The organism is Bradyrhizobium sp. USDA 336, from assembly GCF_044908355.1.
In the GTDB taxonomy this organism is placed as follows: Bacteria; Pseudomonadota; Alphaproteobacteria; order Rhizobiales; family Xanthobacteraceae; genus Bradyrhizobium; species Bradyrhizobium yuanmingense.
Map to the genome: position 1 here is coordinate 5,769,648 of NZ_JBIYDC010000002.1, position 25,471 is coordinate 5,795,118.

Here is a 25,471-nt window from a genome sequence, read left to right on the forward strand (position 1 = left end):
ATCTATTCGCCCTTGCCTAGCCGCCCTTGCGCGACGCCTTCTCTTCCAGCCCCGACATCGAGGTCCGCTTGTCCAGCGCGGCCTCGACCTCTTCCAGCTTTATGCCGCGCGCCTTCAGCAGCACAAGGAAATGATAGAGCAGGTCGGCACTTTCAGCGATCAGATGCGCGCGATCGTTTTCGACTGCAGCGATTACGGTTTCGACTGCTTCCTCGCCGAACTTCTTGGCGCAATGCTCGGGGCCTTTGTCGAGCAGCTTGCGGGTATACGATGCTTCGCCGCTGGACGCTGCGCGGGCGTCGATGGTTTCGGCCAGATCATGGATCGTGAAACGCGGCATCGGACTCACTCGGAAACACATGGGACCACGGCGGCCATCCCCAGCCACCAGCGTAGCATTCTTATGAACGGGAGTCGTCAGGCATCGAGGCGCATCGGCAGCCCGCGTCGCGCCATGTGCTCCTTGGCCTCACGAATCGTAAATTCCCCGAAATGGAAGATCGAAGCCGCCAGCACCGCCGTGGCGTGCCCGTCGCGGATACCGTCGACGAGATGGTCGAGATTACCGACGCCGCCCGAGGCGATCACGGGAACGGGAACGCTGTCGGCGATCGCCCGGGTCAGCGGAATGTCGAATCCCTGCCTTGTGCCGTCGCGGTCCATCGAGGTGAGCAGGATCTCGCCGGCGCCGAGTGAAACCACCTCCTGGGCGTATTCGATCGCGTCGATGCCGGTCGAGTTGCGCCCGCCATGAGTGAAGATCTCCCAGCGGTCGCCGCCCGGACGCTTGACGCGCTTGGCGTCGATCGCGACCACCACGCACTGCTCGCCGAATTTTTCCGCGGCTTCCTTGACGAATTCGCGCCGCGCCACCGCGGCGCTGTTGATCGACACTTTGTCGGCGCCGGCGCGCAGCAGCGTCTTGATGTCGTTGACCTCGCGCACGCCGCCGCCAACGGTGACAGGCATGAAGCAGGCTTCCGCCGTGCGACGGACCACGTCCAGCATGATGCCGCGGTTCTCGTGGGTCGCGGTGATGTCGAGGAAGGTGAGCTCGTCGGCGCCGGCGGCGTCATAGGCGATGGCGGCTTCGACGGGATCGCCAGCATCGCGCAGATCGACGAAATTGACGCCCTTGACGACTCGGCCGTCCTTGACGTCGAGGCAGGGGATCACGCGCACCTTGAACATGGGTCAGCTCCTGCGCGCGTCGCGGATCAAGGTGAGGGCGGCGGCGGAATCGAGCCGGCCGTCATAGAGCGCGCGGCCGGCGATCGCGCCGGCGAGCTTCTTCGCGCACGGCGTCAGCATGGCTTTCACGTCCTCGATCGAGGCGAGGCCGCCGGAGGCGACCACGGGAATCGAGATGGCATCGGCCAGCGCGATGGTCGCCTCTAAGTTCAAGCCCTTGAGCAGGCCGTCTCGCGCGATGTCGGTGAAGATGATGGCGGCAACGCCCGCATCCTCGAAGCGCTTGGCGATCTCGAGCACCGTGACCTGCGACGTCTCGGCCCAGCCTTCGACCGCGACCTTGCCGTCGCGCGCATCGAGCCCGACCGCGACCCGCCCGGGAAATTTCTTCGCCGCAGACTTCACCAGCTCCGGATCGCGCACCGCGGCGGTGCCAATGATGACGCGGGTGATGCCCTTGTCGAGCCAGGCTTCGACGGTCGCGAGATCGCGAATGCCGCCACCGAGCTGCACCGGAATCTTGATCGTCTTCAACATCGCCTCGACCGCCCCGGCATTCACCGGCTTGCCGGCGAAGGCACCGTCGAGGTCGACGACGTGGAGATATTCAAAACCCTGCTCGGCAAAGCTCTGCGCCTGCGCGGCCGGATCGAGGTTGAACACGGTCGCGCGCGCCATGTCGCCTTGCTCGAGGCGCACGCACTGGCCGTTCTTGAGGTCGATCGCGGGAAAGAGAATCACGGTTTCCATCGCAAGAAGTTCGAGATCAGGGCCAACCCAAAGCGCTGGCTCTTCTCGGGGTGGAATTGCGTGCCGATGGCGGTGTCCTTGCCGACGATCGCGGTGACGGGCCCCCCGTAATCGGCGCGCGCGAGCACGTCCGCCTCGCTGGCGGGATTGAGGTGATAGGAGTGCACGAAATAAGCGTGCTGGCCCTTCGGGCCGAGCGGCAGCTTGTCGAGCACCGGATGCTCCCTGAGCACCTCGAGCGTATTCCAACCCATGTGCGGGATCTTCAGGCCTTCATCGCGCGGCGTGATCTTCTCGACGTCGCCGCCGATCCAGTTCAGGCCCTCGGTGACGACGTGTTCCTTGCCGCGGCTCGCCATCAGCTGCATGCCGACGCAGATGCCGAAGAACGGCCGCGCCTTGACGCGCACCGCTTCGGTGATGGCCTCGACCATGCCGTTGACGGCATCGAGCCCGCGCCGGCAATCGGCGAAGGCACCGACGCCGGGCAGCACCAGGCGGTCAGCCTCGTAAGCCTGGTCCGGATCGCTGGTAACAAAGACCTTTTGCGGGCTCTCCAGGCTGCGCGCGGCGCGCTCGAAGGCTTTCGCGGCTGAATGCAGATTGCCGGAACCGTAATCGATGATGGCGACGCTCATCTTGACCCTCCCGGTTCTGGAAACAACCCAATGATGCCGCCGGCTGGAATGGGCGGCGGGTTCGAGAATGGCTGACCCGGCACATTGCGGGTCGGCGGCGGGCCGCCGCGATCGACGGCCCATTGATCGCCAGCGCTGCCGTTCTGCTTCTGGCTCCAGCGCTCGAAGAAGCGGCGCTCCGCAGTATCGCTGTCGTCGGCGACGACGATGTCGAGCTGGCGCCATTTGCCGCGCGACAAGGTCCAACGGCGCAGGCTCGAGGCTTCGAGGCCCATCAGCAGCGCGACGATGCAATCGGCGAAGAAGATCGAGGAGCGCCCGACGCCGAGGCTCGACAGCCCGGCGTTGAACGCGGCCAGGAAGATCAGATAGCCGATCAGCGCCAGCCACAGCCGATTCCACAACAGCCAGAACGGACCGAAGATCATCGCCCAGAAATGGAAGCCGTCGCGCACGAACACGATCCTGTCGGTCGCGCGCGGGTCGGCTCCTGCGGGTGAGGGAGCGTGAACTGTGTAGACAGGCATGGTGATGCCCCGTTCTCGAAATTCAGTGATGCCGCCAGCAGCCTTCGCCGCAAGACGGAAGATGTCAGCCGCCGAGCGAGCCCTTGGTGGACGGGATTTCGCCCGCCGCCTTCGGATCGATCGCCACGGCCGTGCGCAACGCCCGCGCCAGACCCTTGAAGCAGGACTCGGCGATATGATGGCTGTTATCGCCATATAGGGTCTCGACGTGGAGAGTCACGCCGGCGTTGATGGCAAAGGCCTGGAACCATTCGCGCACCAGCTCGGTGTCGAACTCGCCGATCTTGTGCCGGGGGAAGTCGGCCTTGAACACCAGGAACGGGCGGCCCGAGATGTCGATCACCACGCGCGTCAGCGTCTCGTCCATGGGCATGTGCACGCCGGCGTAGCGGGTGATACCCGCCATGTTGCCGAGCGCCTGCTTGACCGCCTGGCCAAGCGCGATGCCGGTGTCCTCGGTGGTATGGTGATAATCAATGTGCAGATCGCCCACCGCCTTGACCGTGAGGTCGATGCGGGAATGGCGGGCGAGAAGATCGAGCATATGGTCGAAAAAGCCGATGCCGGTCGCGATATTGGCCACGCCGGTGCCATCGAGGTTCACGGAGACCTCGATGTCGGTTTCCTTGGTCTTGCGCTTGATCGTCGCGGTGCGCATTGAAAGCTGGCTTTCATCCTAGCTAGGGAGCCGAAAACGCCAGTCTCTTAACAGCCAAATGACACCTTCGCTACTGCGGGAACGGCCGGCCGGACCTCTACTTCTGCCTATGGTGAGCGAAATTCGGCCCGGAACGGCCCGTTGTGCCCTTGGTCCCGACCGCCTAAATCAGGCCGGACAGTGAGGTATTCATGCAGGACTCCCAGAACAGCTCGCCGGGCTGGCACGGCACCACGATTCTAACGGTCCGCAAGGGCGGCAAGGTGGTGGTCGGCGGCGACGGCCAGGTCTCGATCGGCCAGACCGTGATCAAGTCCAATGCCAAGAAGGTCCGCAAGCTCGGCAAGGGCGACGTGATCGGCGGCTTTGCCGGCGCCACGGCTGACGCCTTCACGCTGTTCGAGCGGCTCGAATCCAAGCTCGAGCAATATCCGGGGCAGCTGACCCGGGCGGCGGTGGAGCTCGCCAAGGACTGGCGCACCGACCGCTATCTGCGGCGGCTGGAGGCCATGATGATCGTGGCTGACAGGGACGTCTCCCTGGTGCTGACAGGCACCGGCGACGTGCTCGAACCCGAGGCCGGCGTGATGGCGATCGGCTCCGGCGGCAATTACGCGCTGGCGGCGGCCCGGGCTCTGCTCGACACCGACAAGGACGCCGAGACCATCGTCCGCCGCTCGCTGGACATCGCCGCGGACATCTGCGTCTACACCAACCGGAATCTGACGATCGAGAGCCTGGCTACGGGGTAGGGCGGAGGGGTCATTTGTCCGAGTGCCTCTCCGCACGATCGGTGCAACCTCTCCCGCTTGCGGGGGAGGTCGGCGCGAAGCGCCGGGTGGGGGCTCTTCCCTCTGGGGGATTGTCCCATTGCGGAAACACCCTCTCCCCAACCCTCTCCCGCAAGCGGGAGAGGGAGAGCAGCACCGCTGTGGGCGCTAGATGACGCAAAGCTACACCTTCCGTCCCATGACCGCGGCCGACATGCCGCTGATCCGGCGCTGGCTCGCCGCACCGCATGTCGCCGAGTGGTGGCATGATCCGGAGACGCTTGAATTCGTCGGCGGCGACCTCGATCATCCTGACCTGGCGCAATTCATCGTCAGCCTTGACGGCCGACCTTTCGCCTACCTGCAGTGCTACCGGCTCGGCGATTGGCATGTCAGCTTCGGCCCGCAGCCCGTGGGCACTCGCGGCCTCGATCAGTTCATCGGCGAGGCTGACATGCTCGGACGCGGCCACGGCTCCGCTTTCATCCGCGCCTTCATCGACCAGCTCTTCGCGCGCGGTGTGCCGCGCATCGTGATAGACCCGAGTCCTTCCAATGCGCGTGCGATTCGTGCCTATGAGAAAGCTGGCTTCGTGCCGCAGCACGAGATCGTCACGCCCGACGGTCCCGCACTCCTGATGATCCGAGACCCATGACGCTCGCCGCAAGCCCCGCTGCCAAGACTACATTCCCGCCGCTCGCCTGGGTCGGCATCGCGCTGCTGCTGCTCGCGCTGCAAGCCGCGATCCTGCTTGCGATGGGACGGGTGCCGATCTGCGCCTGCGGCACCATCAAGCTGTGGCACGGCGTGGTGAACAGCTCGGAGAATTCCCAGCAGATTGCAGACTGGTACACGTTCTCACACGTGCTGCACGGCTTCCTGTTCTACGGCCTGACCTGGCTGCTGTTCGCGCGGTTACCCTTCCTGCCTCTCTCCTGGCCCGCACGGCTGATCATCGCGATGCTGATCGAAGGCGCCTGGGAGATCGTCGAGAACTCGCCCTTCATCATCGAGCGCTACCGCGCCGGCACGATCTCGCTGGATTATTACGGCGACAGCATCCTCAATTCGGTCTCGGACAATCTGGCCATGATCCTGGGGTTCCTGGCCGCACGCGCGCTGCCTGTCACCGCGACCGTGCTGCTGGGGCTGGCCTTCGAGATCGTGCTGGCGCTCCACATTCGCGACAATCTGACGCTCAATATCCTGATGCTGATCCATCCGATCGATGCCGTGAAGCAGTGGCAATCCGGCCCGCCGATCATCTGACCCAAAATGCGGCTTGTCCTTGGCCGTCTCCAGCCCTAGCTAATCAGACATGACAGACTTCTCCCCCCGCGAAATCGTTTCCGAACTCGACCGTTTCATCGTCGGCCAGGGCGACGCCAAGCGCGCCGTCTCGATCGCGCTGCGCAACCGCTGGCGCCGGCAGCAGCTCACCGGCTCCTTGCGCGAGGAGGTGCTGCCGAAGAACATCCTGATGATCGGCCCCACCGGCGTCGGCAAGACGGAAATCGCGCGGCGGCTCGCCAAGCTCGCAAATGCGCCGTTCCTGAAGGTGGAAGCGACCAAATTCACCGAGGTCGGTTATGTCGGCCGCGACGTCGAGCAGATCATCCGCGATCTCGTCGAGGTCGCAATCGCGCAGGTGCGCGAGCGCAAGCGCAAGGACGTGCAGGCGCGCGCCCAGCTTGCCGCCGAGGAGCGCGTGCTCGATGCGCTGGTCGGCGCCAATGCGAGCTCGGCGACGCGCGAATCCTTCCGCAAGAAGCTGCGCGCCGGCGAACTGAACGACAAGGAAATCGAGATCGAGACGCAGTCGTCGGGCGGCGGCATGCCAATGTTCGAGATCCCGGGCATGCCGGGCGCCCAGATGGGCGCGATCTCGCTCGGCGACATCTTCGGCAAGCTCGGCGGCCGCAGCAAGACGCGCCGGCTGACGGTGGAGAGCTCGCACGAGATCCTCGTCAACGAGGAATCCGACAAGCTCTTGGACACCGAGCAGCTGACGCTGGAGGCGATCAGCGCGGTCGAGAACAACGGCATCGTGTTCCTGGACGAGATCGACAAGATCTGCGCCCGCGACGGCCGGGTCGGCGGCGACGTCTCGCGCGAGGGCGTGCAGCGCGATCTGCTGCCGCTGATCGAGGGCACCACGGTCTCGACCAAGCACGGCGCGGTCAAGACCGACCACATCCTGTTCATTGCGTCGGGCGCCTTCCACGTCGCCAAGCCGTCCGACCTCTTGCCGGAATTGCAGGGCCGCCTTCCGATCCGCGTCGAGTTGCAGGCGCTGACCCGCGACGACATGCGCCGCATCCTGACCGAGCCCGAGGCCTCGCTGATCAAGCAATATGTCGCCCTGATGCAGACCGAAGGCGTGACACTCGACATCACCGACAGCGCCATCGACGCGCTGGCCGACATTGCGGTTGCCGTCAATTCGACGGTCGAGAACATCGGCGCCCGGCGGCTGCAGACCGTGATGGAGCGGGTGCTGGACGAGATCTCCTTCACCGCCCCCGACCGCAACGGCGAGACCGTTCGGCTCGATGCGGATTACGTGCAAAAGCACATCGGCGACCTCGCCAAGAACGCGGATCTCAGCCGGTTCATTTTGTAATTCAGGGCGGTCACGCTATGGATGCGGCGTGACCGTACGCATCCTGCAAAATCCCTGGCGGCTCCTGCTCGCGATCAACGCGGCGGTCATCGTTGGCGTGCTCATTCACAAGATCCAGCTGCCGCCCTACGTCCCCTACATCCACCTCCTGGTCGACTATCATTTCGGCTTCATCAAGCGCGCGCTGATCGGGGCAATCGTCGCGCTGTTCACCGACAAGGTGCCGGTATGGCCAGTGTTCGCGCTCGGCGGGGCGATGTGGCTTGCAACGCTGGGCCTTTATGCCAGGCTCTTCCAGAACACGTTCGGCTTCTCCGCGAAAACGCTGCCGCTGTTCGTCTTCACCGCCGGCTCGCCGTTCTTCCTGAAGAACTTCATGCACACGCTCGGCCATTTCGACATCTACGGCTGCGCGCTGGCGATCATCCTGCTGCTGATGCCGGCCGGCTCGCTGGTCTTCGTGGCGACGGCTGCGCTGTTCTCGATCGTTCTCGTGCTGATCCATCACATTCATCTCTTGATGTATGTGCCGACGATCATCACCATCGTCGTGATCCGGCATTACCTTGCTTACGGCTGTGACCGCAGCAATGTTGTCTTCGGCGGGGTCGCTCTCGCCATTGTCTCCGCGCTGTTCTTCGCCGCGCAGTTTCTGGGAACGATGCCGGTCCCCGAAGCGGACTTCGTCGCCTATCTCAAAAGCCGGATGGCCGATCCTGCGCGCATCGACCTCTTGCAATTCGCCTATATCTGGTACCAGCCGCTGGCGAAGGAGGTTGCCGACACCTGGGGCCGCCTGCCGCACAACATCCTCGGCGTGCCCGTGTTCGCGCTTCTGATCTGGCTGCACGCGCCGCTGTGGCGCTTCTTTGCCAGCCTGATCGGCGCGCTCGCCAGCGATCTGCACAAGCGGCTCGTCATCGCAGCACTGGTCGGCATCAGTGTCGCCTATCTCGTGATGTTCGCTATGGTGTTCGACTATTCACGCTGGATCTCGAACTGGGCGGTCTGCATGTTCCTGATCCTGCACGCGGTGAAGATGCTGCCGGCCAAGCAGGAAGCAGCGCCGATTCCGGCGGAGGATCGCAAGACCAACATTTTCGGTTTGATCCTCACGCTGATCCCACGCGTCGGAATTATCCGACCGTTTTAGAGGTAGACCCAGTCGCAACCTCAGAGAAGGTGAGCTCCCTCCCCCGCTCTTGTCCGCCGAAGCCTTGGCGAAGGCGGATGCGGGGGAGGGTTGGGGAGAGGGTGTCTCCACAGAGGGATTCCCCAAGAGGAGAAAACCCTCACCCGCCGCGCTTCGCGCGTCGGCCTCTCCCGCAAGCGGGAGAGGCAAGGGAAGCCGCATCGCCGAGACTGCTACCCTCTCGCCCGCCTGATCCGCACATACAGCGCCCCCTCGCCGCCGTGGCCGATCGCGGCTTCCTCGAAGCCGACCACGAAGGCGCGGAATTCCGGCAGGCTGAGCCATTCCGGCACTTGGCGGCGGAGCACGCCGCTTTCGCCGCCGCTGCGTCCCTTGCCGGTGATGACGAGCACGAAGGTGAGGCCGTCCTGATGGGCGCGGTGCAGGAAGCCGGCCAGCGCGCGATGGGCGCGCATCTGGGTCATGCCGTGCAGGTCGAGCCGCGCCTCGATCTCGCTGCGGCCGCGCGACAGCTTGGTCCGCTCGCGCTTGCCAAGCGGCGCTAGCGGCGGAATCGACGGCTTTGCAACGCGCGGCGCCGGTGCAGCGGCAACCGGCCTTGACGGTGGCGAAGTCCTCGTCACCTGGGACCCGGGCGAAGATTCGGCGCGCGGGGTAGCATGCGCCTTGGCCGCGCGATGCTTTCGCAGCGGCTTGACATGCTTTGCGACGAGATCCCACAGCTCGCGCTCCTCCTCGCTCAGCGCGCGACGGCGCGGCGAGGGGCGAGGCTCCAGCACGGGCGGACGGGACGGCCGTTTCATTGCGGGCGATGGGGACGATTCTTCGCCGGACGGCGCGGCTCAGGGGCAGGCTCGATCGCGGGACGTGGCACGGGCAGGGGAATGGGGCCGGCGACCGCAATCGTTTCGGTCTTGCCTTGCGTTGCCGCGGCGACAGGCGTGCCAGTCTTTGCCGGATCGGTCTGCGGAAACAGCTTTGCGATCTTCTCGGCGGGCCTCGGGTCCGGGATCGGCAGCTTTGCGGCGCGTGGGGCGGGATCGAGGCTCTTCGGCACCAGTATCACGAATTGCATGGGGTGGCGCAGCCGGCCGGAGACGCGGCCGGCATCCGCGCCGGCGCCGAAAAACAGATCGGCGCGTGCGGGCCCGATAATGGCAGAGCCGGTATCCTGCGCGATCATCAGCCGGCGGAACGGGGTCTTGGCGCGTTCGGTTTCGATCGGCAGCTCGCCCTCGATGAAGAACGGTGTGCCGTAGACATGCAGCGATTTGTCGACCGCGATCGAGCGCCCCGCGGTCAAGGGAATGCCTTGCGCGCCGACTGCCTCCTCCTTGTCGGAGAGGTTGACCTCGCGGAAGAAGATGTAGGCGCGATTCGCGCGGCGCAGCTCCTTGGCGCCGTCGGGGTTCTGCGCCATCCACTCCCTGATCTTCTGCATCGACATCTCCTCTCTCGGGATGATGCCGCGCTCGATCAGGATGCGACCGACCGCCGTGTAGGGATAGCCGTTATAGGCGTCGTAATTAAGCCGAACCGAGCTGCCGTCGTCGAACTTGATGCGGGCCGAGCCCTGGATCTGCGCGAACAACAGATCGGTCGGATCCTTCAGCCAGGCGATCTCCAGCCCCCGGCCGGCGATCTTGCCGTCCTCGATCTCGCCGCGGTCGTAATAGGGCACCAGCTTGCGGCGGCCGATCTTGCGATAGACCGGGCCCTTGTTGGGCAGGCTGAGCGCATCCTGCTTGTAGCCGCGCACGAACAGGTTCGAGGGACGGCGATAGACCGGCACGTTGTAGACATCGGTCTGCGTTCGCGATCCCTCCAGCACCGGCTCGTAATAGCCGGTGACGAATCCGTCGGGCTCGCCGAGCCGCGAGATCCGCAGCGGCGTGAAGTTCTCCTCGAAGAATGCTTTCGCTTTGCCGTCGTCGACAAGCTCGAGGGTTTTGGCAACCCGGCAGGGCTCGCCCAGCGAGGTGCCCAAAGCTTTGGGCTCGGCCTTGGCTTCGCCGTTCTGCGCATTGATCGGCTTGCAGCTGGCGCGGAAGGTCTTGTACGCGGCGAGATGATTGTCGTCGCCCCATCCCTTCACGTCCGCCCAGGCCAGCGGCAGATATTGCGCGCCGGGAATTTCGAACGGCAGGGTGAGCTGCGGATAGGGCAAGGCCCGCGGCGGAGCGGCAGGCGTTCGCGGCAGATGGTGGTAGTGGCTGCGATGGTGACGCCGCGCCGCCTCGGCACCGAGCGAAAACGACGACAGCGCGACGGCGGCTGCGCAAAGCGCCGTCGCGCCGTTCTTCAGGAAGATCTTAATTCGCGCTTCCGGTGCCAACCAGCTTCCAGTTCGGATCGCGAGAGGAGGTGTCGCGGGCAAAAGTCCAGATATCGGTGATGTCAGCGACCGTGTCGGCGCTGCCGTCGACGATGTTGCCGGCCTTGTCGCGCGTGGCCGAGATCATCTGCGAGACGAAGCGCACGGTGAGCTGCGCACTGCGATCGCGCAACTCGGCGCCGACGAGCTCGGCCTTGTCGATCGACACGAACCGCGTCTCGGTCTTCTGCTCGTTCTTCTCGCGCTCCTTGATCGCGGCGTCGAAGCTGTCATAGACGTCCGACGACAACAGATCGCGCAGCGCGCGGCGGTCGCCATTGGCAAAAGCCAGCACGATCATCTCGTAGGCGCCGCGCGCACCCGAGAGGAAATGGCGCGGGTCGAAGCTGGAATCCTTCTCGACGATGGCATCGAGACCCTGCGCCAGCGGCGTACCCGGCTCGGTCAGCCCCTTCCAGCGATCGGCCGGCGCGGTCGGCTCGGCCGTCGGCGCCAGCGGGGCCTGGTCGATCACCTTGCCCGGCATGGTCACGACGTTGTTGTCCTGGGCGCCTCCGAGCGCGTTGCGGGCGGCGGTGCGATCGAACGGCGGCCGCTCGTTGCCGGTACGCTGCCCCAGCACGCTACGCAGCCGCAAGAAGATGAAGACGGCCAGCGCCAGGAATATGATGGTGTAGATGTCCACGTCGTATTCGCTTTCTGGTCTTTGCAGGGCTCGTTGCCGGGAAAATCAATCCGGCCAGTAGACCGTTCCTTACGGAAACGGCAAGTCTACATCACCATTTTGGGTCCACGTCAGGTCCGTGGGATGTAGGCACGAAATCTGGCCCGGCCAATGGCGCCTTTTGGCACAGCGCCAAGTGTAGCGCGTTTTATGCTTAAGGGGAAACCCGATCCTGCCCGGAAATGGCGCATCTTCAATCGTTTAAGGCGAAATTTCGCGGAAAAGGCAGGAGGAACGTCAAAGGCGCGATTGCGGCCCGAATTCCTGGTCCGGGACCGTTCGTCCTTGTGGAACGAGCCGGCCCTATGTTAGCCAACCGCCGCGAAATTCAGCCCCAATCGGGTAAGGAGACACTTTCATGACCAACGGTAACGGTACCCCTCCCGAGGCGGCCCAGGCTCCCCAGCTCAACGTGCTGGCGCAATACACCAAGGACCTCTCGTTCGAAAATCCCAACGCGCCGAGCTCGCTGCAGCCGCAGAGCCAGCCGCCGCAGATCAACATCCAGATCAACGTCAACGCCAACAATCTCAGTGAACAGGAATTCGAGGTGACGTTGTCGGTCGAGGGCAAGGCCGAGACCGCCGGTAAAGTGATGTTCTCGTTCGAACTCGCCTATGCCGGCGTGTTCCGGATCGTCAACGTGCCCAAGGAGAACCTGCACCCGCTGGTCATGATCGAGTGCCCGCGCCTGTTGTTCCCGTTCGCACGCGAGATCATTGCGACGGCGGTGCGCGATGGCGGGTTCCCGCCGCTGATGCTGGATCCGGTCGACTTCGTCGGTCTCTACCGCCAGAACATGGAGCGGCAAATGGCCGCTCAGGGCGGACAGGCCGGTCAGGCCTGAGCCGCCACCAGCGCGGCTGGAGCGGGCAGGTACTCGTTCCAGATCGCCTTGTCGCCGAGCGTTGCGATGAAGGCCCGATGGGCCTCGCGCTCGGCTTCGGAAATCCGCGGCGCGAGCGGCACCGGGCGTTGCCGCCGCGGCGCATCGCCGGTGCTACTGACCCTGATCTCCTCGGCGTCCGAGGCCAGCAGCAGCTGCGACTGCCGCGCTCCAACCAGATCGACATAGACCTCGGCGAGCAGCTCGGCGTCCAGCAGCGCGCCGTGCTTGGTACGGTGTGAATTGTCGATCGAATAGCGCGAGCAGAGATCGTCGAGCCGGTTGGACACGCCGGGATGCTTGCGACGCGCCAGCAGCAGCGTATCGACCAGGCGCTCGCGCGGGATCGCAGCGCGCTTGATGCGGTCGAGCTCGGCATTGATGAAGCCGATGTCGAACGAGGCGTTGTGGATCACCAGCGGGGCGTCGCCGATGAATGCCAGAAAGTCGTCGGCGACCTCGTGGAACAACGGCTTGGTCGCCAGGAACTCGGACGACAATCCGTGCACCGCAAACGCTTCCGCCGGCATGTCCCGCTCGGGGTTGATGTAGACGTGATACGTCTGTCCGGTCGGCATGCGATTGAAGATCTCGACGCAGCCGATCTCGACCAACCGATCGCCGCGCAGCGGATCGAGGCCGGTGGTTTCGGTGTCGAGGACGATTTCGCGCATGTCTCTTGGAAGCCGTGTGAGGCGGCGAATCAGGTCCGCCGCTGCGGCATCTTAACGACCTCGGCCAGGATGTGCGCGATTTGGGCCCGCACGGGGTCAAGTCCGTGTGAGGTATCCACCACGAAATCGGCCCGCTTGCGCTTCTCGGCATCCGGCATCTGCTTGGCGATGATGGCATCGAGCTTGGCCTCGTCCATCGTGCCGCGCGCCAGCACCCGCTGGCGCTGCAGCTCGGGCGAGGTCGAGACCACGACCACGGCATCGACCCGCTTCTCGCCGCCGGTCTCGAACAACAGCGGGATGTCCAGCACCACGACCGGCGCCTTGGCGGCCTCGGCGTCGGCAAAGAATTTCTGCCGGGAAGCGCCGAGCATGGGATGAACGATCTGCTCGAGCTGCTTGATCGCGGCGGGATCGTGCACGACACGCGCCGACAGCTTTTGCCGGTCGACCTTGCCATTCGCGGTGGTGCCGGGGAAGGCCGCCTCGATCGCGGGGGCGGCCTCACCCTCATAGAGCTGATGCACGGCGGCATCGGCGTCGTAGACGGGGACGCCTGCCTCCGCGAACAATGTCGCGGTGGTGGATTTGCCCATCCCGATCGAGCCGGTCAGTCCCAGAATTCGCATCAGCACCCAGCCTTCTCTCGCATCTACACCGCAATTAGCTGCTCGCTGCGCAGATACGCAAGCAGCGGCAACAGCGGCAGGCCGAGAATGGTGAAATGGTCGCCCTCGATGCGCTCGAACAGATGGATGCCGAGGCTCTCGAGCTGATAGGCGCCGACGCTACTGGTCACAGCGTCGCCGGCGGCGTCGAGATAGGCCGAAAGCTCGGCTTCGCTCATTCCCCGCATGGTCATGCGCGCCACGGAAATGTCCTCGAAGAGAATCCTGCCATCCTGCGCCACGGCGACGGCGGAATTCAGCTCGTGCGTCTGACCGGCGAGATCGCGCAATTGCGCCAGCGCCTGGGTGCGGCCTGCCGGCTTGTTGAAGAGACGGCTCCCGAGCGCCAGCGTCTGGTCGGCGCCGATCACATAATGTCCGGGATAACAGGCAGAAACAGCCTTGGCCTTTTCGCGGGCCAAGAGCAGGGCGATCTCGCGCGGGTTGGAGAGCTTTGACGCGGCCTGGATGCCACGCTCGTCGATATCAGCGGTGACGGCTTCGAAGTCGAGCCCGGCATTGGCCAGCAGCATTTTGCGCGCGCTGCTTTGCGAGGCCAGGATCAACGGACTTTTGCCGCGCCACAGGCTCATCGGCGACACTTACTCGGACGGCCGGTTGCGCTGGCGATCGCTATACAGCTTCATGATCGCCGCCGCGGTTTCCTCGATGGAGCGGCGCGTGACGTCCAGCAGCGGCCAGTCATGCTTGGCGCTCAGCTTGCGCGCGAACGCGACCTCCTCCGTGACCGACTGCTTGTCGGTGTAGGTATCGCTGCCGCTGCTGGACTCGGCGCCCATGGACAGCAGGCGGTTCTGCCGGATCTGAATCAGGCGTTCCGGCGTCGCGTGCAGGCTAACCACCAGCGGCCGCGTCAGCGTCTCCAATTGCGGGGGCACCGGAATGCCCGGCACCAGCGGCACGTTGGCGGTGCGAATGCCGCGATTGGCGAGATAGATCGATGTCGGCGTCTTCGATGTCCGGGACACCCCGACCAGTACCACGTCGGCCTCGTCGAGACCTTCGACATGCTGACCGTCGTCATGGATCATCGTGTAGTTCAAGGCATCGATGCGCTTAAAATATTCCGCGTTGAGCACGTGCTGGGCGCCGACACGGCCGGTGGTCGCTGCTCCCAGATAGGCCTCGAACAGCTGCATCACCGGGCCGATGATCGACAGACTCGGAACATTGATCTGCTTGCACTTGTCCTCGAGTCTGGCGACCAGATCCTTCTCGAGCAGCGTGAACAGCACGATCCCCGGCGCTTCCTCGATCTCGTCGAGCACGCGGTCGAGCTGCTTCTGGCTGCGCACCAAAGGATAGACGTGCTCGACCGGCGTCACGTTGGCGTATTGGGCCGCGACCGCGCGCGCCACGGTGATGAGCGTCTCACCCGTGGAGTCCGAGACCAGGTGGAGATGGAAATAATTGTTCGAGGTCGGCACAAAAACCCTTTGAATTTCGTTGGGGTGGTTTGTGGATTTCTGTGGAGCTTAACCTCTCGGAAAGGGATGCGCGACACCAGGGGCGGGACAAGGCGTGATTTTCTTCACACCGCTGCCGGTCAGGACAAATCCGACGCCCCGCCGAGAGGGAAGCGGGATTGCGCGGACAAGTCCCTTGATAAGCTGCCGATACAATCGCGCAAGCCTTTGAAGCCGGCTGACTTATCGGAAGTCGACAAAGGCGGTCCGGAATATGTGGATGGATGTGAACAAGCGCGCGTGAACGCGCGGACGGAATTGTGTGAGTCCAATCCACGGTCACATAGACTCAAACCTTAAGAATCTAAGATTCTAGATTTGAGGAAGGCGCTACGGAGGGATATGTGTGCGGGGTAAGACTTAACGGGTTCTTACTATCCCCAGCGTTCCCCGCGCTGGGCAGCAAGCCGGGCCCCCCGAAAATGTTCGAAGACGTCTATCTCTGGATCAAGGCGCTGCACGTGATCGCCGTCATCTCCTGGATGGCCGGCATGCTCTACCTGCCGCGGCTGTTCGTCTATCACTGCGAGGCCGAAATCGGCTCGAAGCAGTCGGAGACGTTCAAGGTGATGGAACGCCGGCTGCTCAAGGCAATCATCAACCCCGCGATGATGATCACCTGGCTCGCCGGGCTCTATCTCGCCTGGTCCGGGCATTGGTTCTCGTTCGGCTGGCTGCACGTCAAACTGGCACTGGTCCTGGTGCTCTCGGCGGTCCACGGCTATTTTTCACGCTGGGTCAAGGATTTCGCCGCCGATCGCCGCCCGCGAAGCCAGAAATTCTATCGGATTATCAACGAGGTGCCGACCGTCCTGATGATTTTCATCGTCATCATGGTGATCGTGAAGCCGTTCTAGGCAGACCGCGCGACGATTCGCTCAGCGCTTCGGCTTGCGGAGCGCTAGGCGATTTTCTATATTATCGATATCCCACCCAACGCAGGCGGATGTGGTTGTGTCCGAGCCTTCCAGAGGCCGGACCCCGCATCAGGATTGAAGCCTCACCGGCGTTCACCTTGCCAGACCTGCGGACCTTACCTGCACCTGCTCGCGTCCGCATTTCAGAGCCTCCTCGCACCCCCTCTTTTCAGGTTACCCCACAGGACCACCCCAATGCGGGAAATCAAACTCGAAGACCTCAAGTCCAAAACGCCGGCCGAGCTCGTCTCGTTCGCGGAGGAGAATGGGGTCGAGAATGCCAGCACCATGCGCAAGCAGGAGCTGCTGTTCGCCATCCTCAAGCAGCTGGCGCTCGCCGAGACCGATATTGTCGGCCAGGGCGTCGTCGAAGTTCTCTCCGACGGCTTCGGCTTTCTCCGCTCGCCCGACGCGAATTATCTGCCGGGCCCGGACGACATCTACGTGTCGCCCTCGCAGATCCGCCGTTTCGGCCTGCGCACCGGCGACACCATCGAAGGCCACATCCGCAGCCCGAAAGAGGGCGAGCGCTACTTCGCGCTGCTGAAGGTCAACACGCTCAATTTCGAGGATCCGGAAAAGGCCAAGCACAAGGTCAATTTCGACAACCTCACGCCGCTGTTTCCGAATCAGCGTTTCCGCATGGAAATCGACGATCCCACGCGGAAAGACCTGTCGGCACGCGTGATCGACATCGTCGCGCCCATCGGCAAGGGCCAGCGCGCCTTGATCGTGGCGCCGCCGCGCACCGGTAAAACCGTGCTGATGCAGAACATCGCGCATTCGATCACGCACAATCACCCCGAATGCTATTTGATCGTGCTCTTGATCGACGAGCGTCCGGAAGAAGTCACGGACATGCAGCGCTCGGTGAAGGGCGAGGTCGTGTCCTCGACCTTCGACGAGCCGGCGGTGCGCCACGTTCAGGTCGCCGAGATGGTGATCGAGAAGGCAAAACGCCTGGTCGAGCACGGCCGCGACGTCGTGATCCTGCTCGATTCGATCACGCGCCTCGGCCGCGCCTACAACACCGTGGTGCCGTCATCCGGCAAGGTGCTGACCGGCGGTGTCGACGCCAACGCGCTGCAGCGTCCGAAGCGCTTCTTCGGCGCGGCCCGCAACATTGAGGAGGGCGGCTCGTTGACCATCATCGCGACCGCGCTGGTCGATACCGGCAGCCGCATGGACGAAGTCATCTTCGAAGAGTTCAAGGGCACCGGTAACTCCGAACTGATCCTGGACCGCAAGGTCTCGGACAAGCGCACCTTCCCGGCAATCGATATCTCGCGCTCCGGCACCCGCAAGGAGGAGCTCATCACCGATCCGCAGGTGCTCAAGAAGATGTACGTGCTCCGCCGCATCCTCAATCCAATGGGGACGATGGACGCGATCGACTTCCTGCTCGACAAGCTGCGCTCGACCAAGAGCAATTCGGAGTTCTTCGACTCCATGAACACCTGAGTGCACTGCAACAAAGAATTCTAGGGCGCCTTCGGGCGCCCCTTTTTGCTGCGGTTTTGCTGCAGCGAATGTGCAGCATGAGCGGCAGCCGCTACCCGATCCCGATCTCCGTTTCTCCTTAAGCTGTTGATATCAAAAAGTAATCATTGAAATTCTGGTCGGCCTCTCCTCTTCCGATCAGGCGAACTGCAGCAAAAGGCTGCGGTTATATTGCGATGCGAAATCGATTTGCTGCAGAATCTGGTGCAGCAAATCCGGTTGGTTCGATCGCGAAAAACGGACGTTTGCGTTTTCGGCCGCAGCCGGACAAATAGGCTATGCATCCGCGAGACCAGACCATTTTCGCGCTGTCATCCGGGCGGGCGCCCAGCGCGATCGCCGTGGTCCGCGTCTCCGGCGCGCAAGCCGGCTTAGCGTTGACTACGCTAGCGGGCCGGTTGCCGGCGCCGCGACAGGCGAGCCGTCGGCTGCTCCGGGACGGCGCGGGCCAGCCGATCGACGATGCGGTCGTGCTCTGGTTTCCAGGACCGGCCAGCGCCACCGGCGAGGATGTTGCCGAGTTTCACGTTCATGGCGGCCGGGCGGTGCTGGCGGCGCTCTTCGCTGCAATTTCCGATATTCCGAATACGCGTGCGGCCGACCCCGGCGAGTTCACGCGCCGCGCCTTCGAGAATGGCAAGCTCGACCTGACCGAGGCCGAGGGCCTGGACGATCTCATCCACGCCGACACGGACCGCCAGCGCCGCCAAGCGCTGCGCCAATTGCAGGGCCTGCTTGGCGACCGTGCGCGCGACTGGCGCGAGCGCATCATCGAGGCCTCCGCGCTGATCGAGGCCGGCATCGATTTTTCCGATGAAGGCGACGTGCCGGCGGAGCTGCGGGCGCCGGCGGTGAAAGCGATCAGAGCGCTTCACGACGAAATCACGAAAGTGCTTGCGGCGCAGGGGCATTCTGAACGGCTGCGCGAGGGCCTTGTCGTTGCCATCGCCGGCGAGCCGAATGTCGGCAAGTCGACGCTGATCAACCAGCTCGCGCGCCGCGAGGTCGCGATCGTCTCGCCGCATGCCGGCACCACGCGCGACGTGATCGAGGTGCAGCTCGATCTCGACGGTTATCCCGTCACGGTCATCGACACCGCCGGTATCCGCGAGACCGACGATCCGGTCGAGCAGGAGGGCGTGCGCCGCGCCCGCGCGCGCGCCGAGGACGCCGACCTGGTGCTGTGGCTGGTGGAGGGCGGGCAAGCCGTCGATCCGAATACAATGCGCTCGCGCTGGACATCGGCGGACGGTGCTGCTTCGCCCGGCGGCTCGGTCTGGATCGTGCGCAACAAGATCGATCTCGGCGGGGTCGGAAGAGCCAAGCCGAGCGAGTTTGGGATTTCGGCAAGCCGGGGCGACGGCATGCCTGAGTTGGTCGAGGCGCTGGTGAAATTCGCTTCGGAGTTCTTCGGAACCACCGAGGGCGCCATGGTGACCCGGGCCCGCCAGCGCGAGTTATTGAGCCGGGCCTCAGACAGCTTGCGCCGGAGTCTGGACCTTGTAGAACACGGTGAGGAGCTCGCGGCCGAAGAGCTGCGGACGGCCGCCTATGCCTTGGGCCGGCTCTTGGGCCGGGTAGACGTCGAGGACGTCCTTGGGGCCATCTTCCAGAAGTTCTGCATCGGAAAGTAGCGCTAGTTCTTCATTGTAGAACTAGCGCTTGTTCCATTTCTTCTGTTTCACGTGAAACAGCGCCGGGGCCGCCATGTCGGTCGGCCGTTCCGATCTACAGAGAGAGCGCGAAGGCGATGGCTGTGCTTCGAATCGCGTCATTGCGAGGAGGCCTTGCGAAAAGCAATCCAGACTGTTTCTGCCGCGAAACTCTGGATTGCTTCGCTACGCTCGCAATGAGGGCGTATGATGCGGTTCCCCGCGTTCCACTGGCAGCTCCGGTACCAGGCAAGGGGCACGTGATAGGGCTCGTGTGCTCGGCCCATCTACCGCAGTAAGCCCCCGATCTTGTTTCACGTGAAACACCATATGGCTCAATGCCCCTCCTACCGTGCATGGGGTTGTTTTCGCGAAAGTGCTGCCGCCCTGGGCCGCGCTTGTTTCACGTGAAACACGGCCCACGGAGTTTCCACTTCCGGCTTGCTCGCCGCTAAGCTAGAAGTCCGTCCATGCGAACAGAGCGAGAGAGCTTCGACGTCATCGTCATCGGCGGCGGCCACGCCGGCTGTGAGGCCGCGGCTGCTTCTGCCCGGATGGGTGCAACGACCGCTCTGGTAACGCACCGTTTCTCCACCGTTGGCGCGATGTCCTGCAATCCCGCCATCGGCGGCCTCGGCAAAGGGCATCTGGTCCGCGAGGTCGATGCGCTCGACGGCCTGATGGGCCGTGTGGGCGATGCGGGCGGCATCCAGTTTCGCGTTCTCAATCGTCGGAAAGGTCCTGCCGTCCGCGGTCCGCGGGCCCAGGCCGACCGCAAGCTCTATGCGGCGGCGATGCAGGCCGCGATCCTCCAGACCGAAGGTCTTTCCGTCATCAAGGGCGAAGCCGACGAGCTGGTCGTGGTCGATGGTCGGGTGACCGGGCTTCGCCTGGCCGACGGCCGGGAGCTCCGGGCAGGGGGCATTGTCGTGACCACCGGCACCTTCCTCCGCGGTCTCATCCATCTCGGCGAGAAGAACTGGCCCGCCGGACGTGTCGGCGAGGCGCCTGCGATGGGCCTTTCCAGCTCCTTCGAGCGCGCCGGCTTCACTCTTGGGCGTCTCAAGACCGGGACGCCGCCGCGTCTCGACGGCACCACCATCGACTGGTCCGTAGTCGAGATGCAGCCCGGCGACGAGCCGCCGGAGCCGTTCTCGGTAATGACTGAGCGGATCACGACGCCGCAGATCCAGTGCGGGATTACCCGGACCACGTCCGCGACCCATGAGGTGATCCGGGCCAATGTCCATCGCTCCCCGATGTACTCCGGCCAGATCAAGAGTTCCGGTCCACGCTATTGCCCCTCGATCGAGGACAAGATCGTCCGCTTCGGCGACCGCGACGGTCACCAGATCTTCCTGGAGCCGGAAGGGCTCGACGACACGACCGTCTATCCCAACGGCATCTCGACCTCGCTCCCCGAAGAGGTCCAGCTCGCGATCCTCGCCAGCATTCCCGGCCTGGAGCGGGTGAGGATGGTCCGTCCCGGCTACGCCATCGAATACGACCACATCGATCCCCGCGAGCTCGATCCGACCCTCCAGACCAAGCGTCTGCGCGGTCTCTTCCTGGCCGGGCAGATCAATGGCACCACCGGATATGAGGAGGCCGCCGGGCAGGGCATCGTCGCCGGCCTGAATGCCGCGCTCTCCGCCAGCGGTGCCGCGCTCACCGTGTTCGACCGTGCCGACGGCTATCTCGGTGTGATGATCGACGACCTCGTCACCCGCGGAATCAGCGAGCCCTATCGGATGTTCACCTCGCGGGCCGAGTACCGGCTGACGCTGCGGGCCGACAATGCCGACCAACGTCTGACCGAGAAAGGGATCGCTCTGGGATGTGTCGGCAGCGCCCGGATCAGGCATCATCGCGCCAAGATGGACGCCCTGAACGCTGCCCGGACGTTGTCGAAGTCCCTGACCATCACTCCGAACGAAGCCATCAAGCACGGGCTGTCGCTGAACCGGGACGGCCAACGCCGCTCGGCGTTCGAGCTGATGGCCTATCCGGAGATCGGCTGGAGCCAGGTCCGCGCGATCTGGCCCGAGCTGTCGGCCATCGATCCCGTCATCGCCACCCATCTCGAGATCGACGCCAAGTACGACGTCTACCTGGAGCGACAGAGTGCCGACGTTGAAGCCTTCCGGCGCGACGAGGGCATGGTGCTGGCGGATGTCGATTACCAGCTCGTTCCCGGTCTCTCCAATGAAGTGCGCGCCAAGCTGGAGAAGGCACGACCGTTCACCGTCGGCCAAGCCGGCCGGATCGACGGGATGACGCCGGCGGCGCTCGGCATTCTTGCGGCCTATCTCCGCCGCGAGGCACGGAAGACTTCCAAAGCAATCGCATAAAGCCAATCGCATAGGCGTTTCACGTGAAACAGCGCGGACCGGGCGGAGATCGACCGCCATCGCGACGACCCGGAGCGGGTGAGGGCGCTGGGCGGCGAATTGAATCTGGGTCGGCCAGCCCGAAGATCAGCAAGGCCACAGCCAACGACAAGGCGCTCGATTCCATCATCGCCGCGGACAAGATCGCCGCCCTCAAGCTCGCTCCCGTTTCACGTGAAACCGAGGAGCGGCTTGATCGCTACATCGCGCTACTCCGGGAGTGGCAGGCCAAGACCAATCTCGTCGCGCCATCGACCTTGTCAAACCTCTGGACCCGGCACATCGCTGACTCGCTCCAGCTGCTCGATCTCGCACCGGCTGCAAAACGCTGGGCTGATCTCGGGAGCGGCGGCGGATTTCCCGGCGTCGTGCTCGCCTGCGCCATGGCCGGCAGGCCCGGGGCGAGCGTCCATCTGGTCGAGCGAATCGCCAAGAAGGCCGCCTTTTTGCGCGAAGCGATCCGCGTCACCACATCTCCGGGGGTCGTACATCTCGCTGAGATCGGGGATAATGTGGATAGAATCACCGGCCCCGTCGATTGCGTCACCGCGCGTGCGCTGGCTCCGCTACATCAACTCATCGGCTTTGCGGAGCCGCTGATGCGCCAGGGCGCAAGAGCGTTGTTTCTCAAGGGTCAAGATGTAGAGGCTGAATTGACCGAAGCCGCTAAATATTGGAGTATTCGGCCGCAGCTCCACCAAAGCCGCACGGGCGACGGTTGGATCGTGGAGCTCAATGCCGCCGAACGGCGCAGCTGAGGCGTTGAGGGGTGAGTGGGGGAATTGCGATGAGCGTGATTGACGAACCGCAGCAAGAACAGACGGCCCAAAAGACCGACGAGGTCCCCCACGGCCATCCGCGCATCCTCGCGCTGGCGAATCAAAAGGGCGGAGTGGGGAAAACAACCACAGCGATCAACCTTGGTACGGCGCTCGCGGCGATTGGCGAGCGCGTCCTGATCGTCGATCTCGATCCCCAGGGCAACGCCTCGACCGGCCTCGGCATCGATCGCCGCAACCGCTCCTGCTCGACCTACGACGTGCTGATCGGCGAAGCCGCCTTGCGCGAGGCGGTGGTCTCGACCGCGGTGCCGCGGCTGCACATCGCACCATCGACCATGGATCTCTCTGGCCTCGAGCTCGAGCTCGGCACCACGCCCGGCCGCGCCTTCAAGTTGCGCGACGCGATCGGCGCGCTCAACAACAACGTCTCCCCGGACGCCGACTACACCTACGTGCTGATCGACTGCCCGCCCTCGCTCAACCTGCTCACGGTCAACGCGATGGCGGCCTCGGATGCGATCCTGGTGCCGCTGCAATGCGAGTTCTTCGCGCTCGAAGGTCTGTCGCAATTGTTGCAGACGGTGGAGCAGGTGCGCTCGACACTCAATCCGAACCTGTCGATCCACGGCATCGTGTTGACCATGTTCGACTCGCGCAACAACCTGTCGAACCAGGTCGTCGCCGACGTCCGCCAGTTCATGGGCGAGAAGGTCTACAAGACCATGATCCCGCGCAACGTGCGCATCTCGGAAGCGCCGTCCTACGGCAAGCCGGTGCTGGTCTACGACCTCAAATGCGTCGGCAGCGAAGCTTACTTGCGCCTCGCCACCGAAGTGATCCAGCGCGAGCGCGAGTTGCGCAACACGCATTGACGCTGCCGTAGGGTGGGTTAGCCGAAGGCGTAACCCACCGCGGTCTATCTCCGTGGAAACAGAGGAGGTGGGTTACGCTTCGCTAACCCACCCTACGATTCGAAATTCAGTTCTGGAGTGCTGCACTGTGAATCCAAGGGAGCTGGCGATGGCCGACGAAGCGCGTTCGCGACTGGGCCGGGGTCTTGCAAGTCTGATCGGTGACGTCGGCGGCGAGGCTCAGCATGTCGATCGTCCGCGCGCGCAGCGCAAGGTGCCGATCGAATTCATCAAGGCCAATCCGCGCAACCCGCGCCGCACCTTTTCGGACACCGAGCTGAAGGAGCTCTCGGAGTCCATCAAGCAGCATGGCGTGATCCAGCCGATCGTGGTGCGTCCGGTGAAGGGCGCGCAGGACCGCTTCGAGATCATTGCCGGCGAACGACGCTGGCGCGCCTCGCAGATGGCCGGCCTGCACGAGGTGCCGATCGTCCCGGTCGACATCAGCGACAGCGATGCGCTGGAGTTCGCGATCGTCGAGAACGTGCAGCGCGAGGACCTCAACCCGATGGAAGAGGCGCAGGGCTATCATGCGCTCGCCAACGAGTTCAAACGCAGCCAGGAGGACATCGCCAAGGTAGTCGGCAAGAGCCGCAGTCACGTCGCCAACATGATGCGGCTGACCAAGCTGCCGGCGGAAGTGCAGGCCTTCATCGCGACCGGCGAGCTGACGGCTGGCCACGCCCGCGCGCTGATCGGCGTGCCCGATCCACTCGCCGCCGCCAAGCGCATCGTCGAGGAAGGTCTCAACGTCCGCCAGGCCGAGGCGCTTGCGCATGAAGAGGGCGTGCCGGAGCGCAAGCCGCAGAAGGCGCGCGCCAGCGGGGGCAAGGAGAAGGACCCCGACACGATCGATTTGGAGAAGCGCGTCAGCGACGCGCTCGGCCTCAAGGTCACCGTCAATCACCGCGATCCCGGCGGCTCCGTGCAGATCAACTACCGCAACCTCGATCAGCTCGACGAGGTGATGAAGCGGCTGGCCAAGGGCGCGCTGTAGACCGAATCCTCGGCGTCGTTCCCGCGTTCGAGAACGACAGGGCGTGCGTGGGTGCGCAACTATTTCCACATCGTCATTGCGAGCGCAGCGAAGCAATCCAGAGTCCCTCTGCGGAGAGATTCTGGATTGCTTCGCTCGGCTCGCAATGACGGGTGGAGAGAGCTGCGCTCGCAATGACGTGGAGAGAGCGGGGACCTAGACTAGCCCCGCCGTTTCGCATTCGCGGCGATCGCCATCAGCGCGCGTTGGGCGATGGCGGCGGCGAGGGTGGACTGCTTGCGCGTGTCGAGGGCGGCGGTCGCCAGCTGCTCGATCACAGCGGCGAGCCGCGCCGGGCTGAAGTTGCGCAGCGCGGTTTCGACCGCCGGCTTTCGCGAGAAATGCAGGCGCGGAAAGCCGCCGTCGAGCACGGCGGAGGCAGGCGTGCCGTCGGCAATCGCCAGCGCGGATTTGTGCAGCCACGCGGCCTGGCGTTGCGCGGCCGAGATGATCACGCCGGGATAGGTCCCGGCGATCATCGCCTTTGCAAACTCGGTCTCGACGATGTCGGGCCGACCGGCAAAGGCGCCGTCGACGATCGGATCGAGCTTCAGCTCCGAGGCATCGGCGACCACGGCCATGACGTCGTCCAGCGTGACCTCGCCCTTGCCGTGGGCGTAGAGCGTCAGCTTGCGCAGCTCGTTACGCGAGGCCTGACGGTCGCCGCCGAGGAACGACATCAGCGCCGCGCGGGCGTCCGGCGCGATGCGCAAATTCGCGATCCGCAGCTCGTCGTCCATCAGCTTGGCAAGATCGCGCTCGGTGTCGGGATAACAGCCGATCGCCACGGCGGTCTTGGCTTTCTCGCAGGCCTTGCGCAGCGGCGATTCCGGGCGGAGCTCGCCGGCCTCGATCACGATGCGGCAATCCCTCACGTTCATCTCGGTCAGGGTTTCGATGCCGGAGGCAAAGCTGCGCGAGCCGGCGCGAACGCGGATGGCGCGTCGGCCGCCGAACAGCGGCACCGTCATGGCTTCGTCGACGAGGCGCGAAGGCTCGGCGGAGAGCTCGTCGCCGTCGAGCTTGACCAGCGAGAACGGATCGTTGGGATCGTCGACGCCGGACGCGATCAGCGCGTCGGCGCGCTCGCGCACGAGGCCGGCATCGGGACCGTAGAGCAGGATGATCGGACGGCCCGCATCGGGGCGGGCAAGGAAGGCGTCGATCTCTTTTCCGCGCAGTGCGACCATATTGTCCGA

Annotated in this window: 27 protein-coding genes; 13 read left to right on the forward strand and 14 right to left on the reverse strand. The window is 64.3% G+C overall.

Going from position 1 to position 25,471, the window contains the following annotated elements:
- Window positions 1-16: 16 nt before the first annotated feature.
- From ABIA45_RS28065 to hisB, 6 genes are all read right to left on the reverse strand, one after another.
- Window positions 17-340 carry a phosphoribosyl-ATP diphosphatase gene (locus ABIA45_RS28065; RefSeq protein WP_404544955.1) on the reverse strand — a complete coding sequence of 108 codons (324 nt, stop codon included), beginning with the start codon at window positions 338-340 and terminating at the stop codon, window positions 17-19.
- A gap of 77 nt (window positions 341-417) precedes the next feature.
- Window positions 418-1,191 carry an imidazole glycerol phosphate synthase subunit HisF gene (gene hisF, locus ABIA45_RS28070; protein WP_057025778.1) on the reverse strand — a complete coding sequence of 258 codons (774 nt, stop codon included), beginning with the start codon at window positions 1,189-1,191 and terminating at the stop codon, window positions 418-420.
- A gap of 3 nt (window positions 1,192-1,194) precedes the next feature.
- Entirely contained in the window at window positions 1,195-1,932 is a 738-nt protein-coding gene (gene hisA / locus ABIA45_RS28075; protein ID WP_404544957.1) for a 1-(5-phosphoribosyl)-5-[(5-phosphoribosylamino)methylideneamino]imidazole-4-carboxamide isomerase, read from the reverse strand.
- The gene (gene hisH, locus ABIA45_RS28080) at window positions 1,929-2,579 is read right to left on the reverse strand and encodes an imidazole glycerol phosphate synthase subunit HisH (RefSeq protein ID WP_404544960.1); all 651 of its coding nucleotides are present in this window, start codon (window positions 2,577-2,579) and stop codon (window positions 1,929-1,931) included. Before hisH ends, hisA begins: the two co-directional genes overlap by 4 nt.
- Complete coding sequence (locus tag ABIA45_RS28085) at window positions 2,576-3,106, reverse strand: DUF2628 domain-containing protein (protein WP_157285168.1); 531 nt, start codon at window positions 3,104-3,106, stop codon at window positions 2,576-2,578. Before ABIA45_RS28085 ends, hisH begins: the two co-directional genes overlap by 4 nt.
- Window positions 3,107-3,170: 64 nt before the next feature.
- On the reverse strand, window positions 3,171-3,764 hold the full coding sequence (gene hisB, locus ABIA45_RS28090; protein ID WP_036044988.1) for an imidazoleglycerol-phosphate dehydratase HisB: 594 nt from the start codon (window positions 3,762-3,764) through the stop codon (window positions 3,171-3,173).
- A gap of 191 nt (window positions 3,765-3,955) precedes the next feature.
- Here hisB and hslV point away from each other — a divergent pair, with 191 nt between their 5' ends.
- From hslV to ABIA45_RS28115, 5 genes are all read left to right on the forward strand, one after another.
- Complete coding sequence (gene hslV, locus ABIA45_RS28095; RefSeq protein ID WP_036003154.1) at window positions 3,956-4,516, forward strand: ATP-dependent protease subunit HslV; 561 nt, start codon at window positions 3,956-3,958, stop codon at window positions 4,514-4,516.
- 190 nt (window positions 4,517-4,706) lie between these two features.
- A complete protein-coding gene (locus ABIA45_RS28100) occupies window positions 4,707-5,189 on the forward strand; it encodes a GNAT family N-acetyltransferase (protein WP_404544964.1) in 483 nt (160 codons plus the stop codon).
- Window positions 5,186-5,803 (forward strand): DUF2585 domain-containing protein, encoded by a 618-nt coding sequence (locus ABIA45_RS28105; protein WP_271543252.1) that lies wholly within the window; start codon window positions 5,186-5,188, stop codon window positions 5,801-5,803. The genes ABIA45_RS28100 and ABIA45_RS28105 overlap by 4 nt, the downstream gene beginning before the upstream one ends.
- A 49-nt stretch (window positions 5,804-5,852) precedes the next feature.
- Window positions 5,853-7,157: an ATP-dependent protease ATPase subunit HslU gene (gene hslU, locus ABIA45_RS28110; RefSeq protein ID WP_036003145.1), complete on the forward strand. Its 1,305-nt coding sequence runs from the start codon at window positions 5,853-5,855 to the stop codon at window positions 7,155-7,157.
- A gap of 28 nt (window positions 7,158-7,185) precedes the next feature.
- Window positions 7,186-8,310, forward strand: a complete 1,125-nt coding sequence (locus tag ABIA45_RS28115) for a hypothetical protein (RefSeq protein ID WP_404544966.1) — start codon at window positions 7,186-7,188, stop codon at window positions 8,308-8,310.
- A 212-nt stretch (window positions 8,311-8,522) separates the two neighbouring features.
- Here the strand turns inward: ABIA45_RS28115 and ABIA45_RS28120 are convergent, their stop codons facing one another.
- Genes ABIA45_RS28120 through ABIA45_RS28130 form a run of 3 tightly spaced genes read right to left on the reverse strand, consistent with a single transcriptional unit; the run spans window position 8,523 to window position 11,330 of the window.
- A complete protein-coding gene (locus tag ABIA45_RS28120; RefSeq protein WP_225127350.1) occupies window positions 8,523-9,113 on the reverse strand; it encodes a Smr/MutS family protein in 591 nt (196 codons plus the stop codon).
- Complete coding sequence (locus ABIA45_RS28125) at window positions 9,110-10,645, reverse strand: MltA domain-containing protein (protein WP_404544969.1); 1,536 nt, start codon at window positions 10,643-10,645, stop codon at window positions 9,110-9,112. The genes ABIA45_RS28120 and ABIA45_RS28125 overlap by 4 nt, the downstream gene beginning before the upstream one ends.
- Window positions 10,623-11,330: a Tim44/TimA family putative adaptor protein gene (locus ABIA45_RS28130; RefSeq protein WP_036044972.1), complete on the reverse strand. Its 708-nt coding sequence runs from the start codon at window positions 11,328-11,330 to the stop codon at window positions 10,623-10,625. The genes ABIA45_RS28125 and ABIA45_RS28130 overlap by 23 nt, the downstream gene beginning before the upstream one ends.
- Before the next feature lie 397 nt (window positions 11,331-11,727).
- Here ABIA45_RS28130 and secB point away from each other — a divergent pair, with 397 nt between their 5' ends.
- On the forward strand, window positions 11,728-12,216 hold the full coding sequence (gene secB, locus ABIA45_RS28135) for a protein-export chaperone SecB (protein WP_036003132.1): 489 nt from the start codon (window positions 11,728-11,730) through the stop codon (window positions 12,214-12,216).
- Here the strand turns inward: secB and dnaQ are convergent.
- Genes dnaQ through ABIA45_RS28155 form a run of 4 tightly spaced genes read right to left on the reverse strand, consistent with a single transcriptional unit; the run spans window position 12,207 to window position 15,045 of the window.
- Window positions 12,207-12,929, reverse strand: coding sequence for a DNA polymerase III subunit epsilon (gene dnaQ / locus ABIA45_RS28140; RefSeq protein ID WP_404544972.1), 723 nt, complete (start codon window positions 12,927-12,929; stop codon window positions 12,207-12,209). The genes secB and dnaQ overlap by 10 nt on opposite strands.
- A 29-nt stretch (window positions 12,930-12,958) precedes the next feature.
- On the reverse strand, window positions 12,959-13,558 hold the full coding sequence (gene coaE, locus ABIA45_RS28145) for a dephospho-CoA kinase (protein WP_036024292.1): 600 nt from the start codon (window positions 13,556-13,558) through the stop codon (window positions 12,959-12,961).
- Window positions 13,559-13,581: 23 nt separating this feature from the next.
- Complete coding sequence (locus ABIA45_RS28150; protein WP_404544975.1) at window positions 13,582-14,190, reverse strand: Maf family nucleotide pyrophosphatase; 609 nt, start codon at window positions 14,188-14,190, stop codon at window positions 13,582-13,584.
- A gap of 9 nt (window positions 14,191-14,199) precedes the next feature.
- Window positions 14,200-15,045 (reverse strand): pyruvate, water dikinase regulatory protein, encoded by an 846-nt coding sequence (locus tag ABIA45_RS28155; protein WP_036003121.1) that lies wholly within the window; start codon window positions 15,043-15,045, stop codon window positions 14,200-14,202.
- A gap of 461 nt (window positions 15,046-15,506) precedes the next feature.
- On the opposite strand from ABIA45_RS28155, the gene hemJ reads away from it, so the two are divergent.
- From hemJ to ABIA45_RS28190, 7 genes are all read left to right on the forward strand, one after another.
- Complete coding sequence (gene hemJ / locus ABIA45_RS28160; protein ID WP_157285159.1) at window positions 15,507-15,941, forward strand: protoporphyrinogen oxidase HemJ; 435 nt, start codon at window positions 15,507-15,509, stop codon at window positions 15,939-15,941.
- A 255-nt stretch (window positions 15,942-16,196) separates the two neighbouring features.
- On the forward strand, window positions 16,197-17,462 hold the full coding sequence (gene rho / locus ABIA45_RS28165) for a transcription termination factor Rho (RefSeq protein WP_008133567.1): 1,266 nt from the start codon (window positions 16,197-16,199) through the stop codon (window positions 17,460-17,462).
- Window positions 17,463-17,779: 317 nt separating this feature from the next.
- A complete protein-coding gene (gene mnmE / locus ABIA45_RS28170) occupies window positions 17,780-19,135 on the forward strand; it encodes a tRNA uridine-5-carboxymethylaminomethyl(34) synthesis GTPase MnmE (RefSeq protein ID WP_404544978.1) in 1,356 nt (451 codons plus the stop codon).
- A 488-nt stretch (window positions 19,136-19,623) separates the two neighbouring features.
- The gene (gene mnmG / locus ABIA45_RS28175) at window positions 19,624-21,504 is read left to right on the forward strand and encodes a tRNA uridine-5-carboxymethylaminomethyl(34) synthesis enzyme MnmG (RefSeq protein ID WP_404654484.1); all 1,881 of its coding nucleotides are present in this window, start codon (window positions 19,624-19,626) and stop codon (window positions 21,502-21,504) included.
- A gap of 23 nt (window positions 21,505-21,527) precedes the next feature.
- A complete protein-coding gene (gene rsmG, locus ABIA45_RS28180; RefSeq protein WP_404544981.1) occupies window positions 21,528-22,301 on the forward strand; it encodes a 16S rRNA (guanine(527)-N(7))-methyltransferase RsmG in 774 nt (257 codons plus the stop codon).
- A gap of 29 nt (window positions 22,302-22,330) precedes the next feature.
- On the forward strand, window positions 22,331-23,197 hold the full coding sequence (locus ABIA45_RS28185; RefSeq protein WP_404544982.1) for a ParA family protein: 867 nt from the start codon (window positions 22,331-22,333) through the stop codon (window positions 23,195-23,197).
- A 148-nt stretch (window positions 23,198-23,345) separates the two neighbouring features.
- A complete protein-coding gene (locus ABIA45_RS28190; protein ID WP_036024286.1) occupies window positions 23,346-24,233 on the forward strand; it encodes a ParB/RepB/Spo0J family partition protein in 888 nt (295 codons plus the stop codon).
- Between the two features lie 200 nt (window positions 24,234-24,433).
- Here the strand turns inward: ABIA45_RS28190 and holA are convergent, their stop codons facing one another.
- Entirely contained in the window at window positions 24,434-25,462 is a 1,029-nt protein-coding gene (gene holA, locus ABIA45_RS28195; RefSeq protein ID WP_271543225.1) for a DNA polymerase III subunit delta, read from the reverse strand.
- Between the last annotated feature and the right edge of the window lie 9 nt (window positions 25,463-25,471).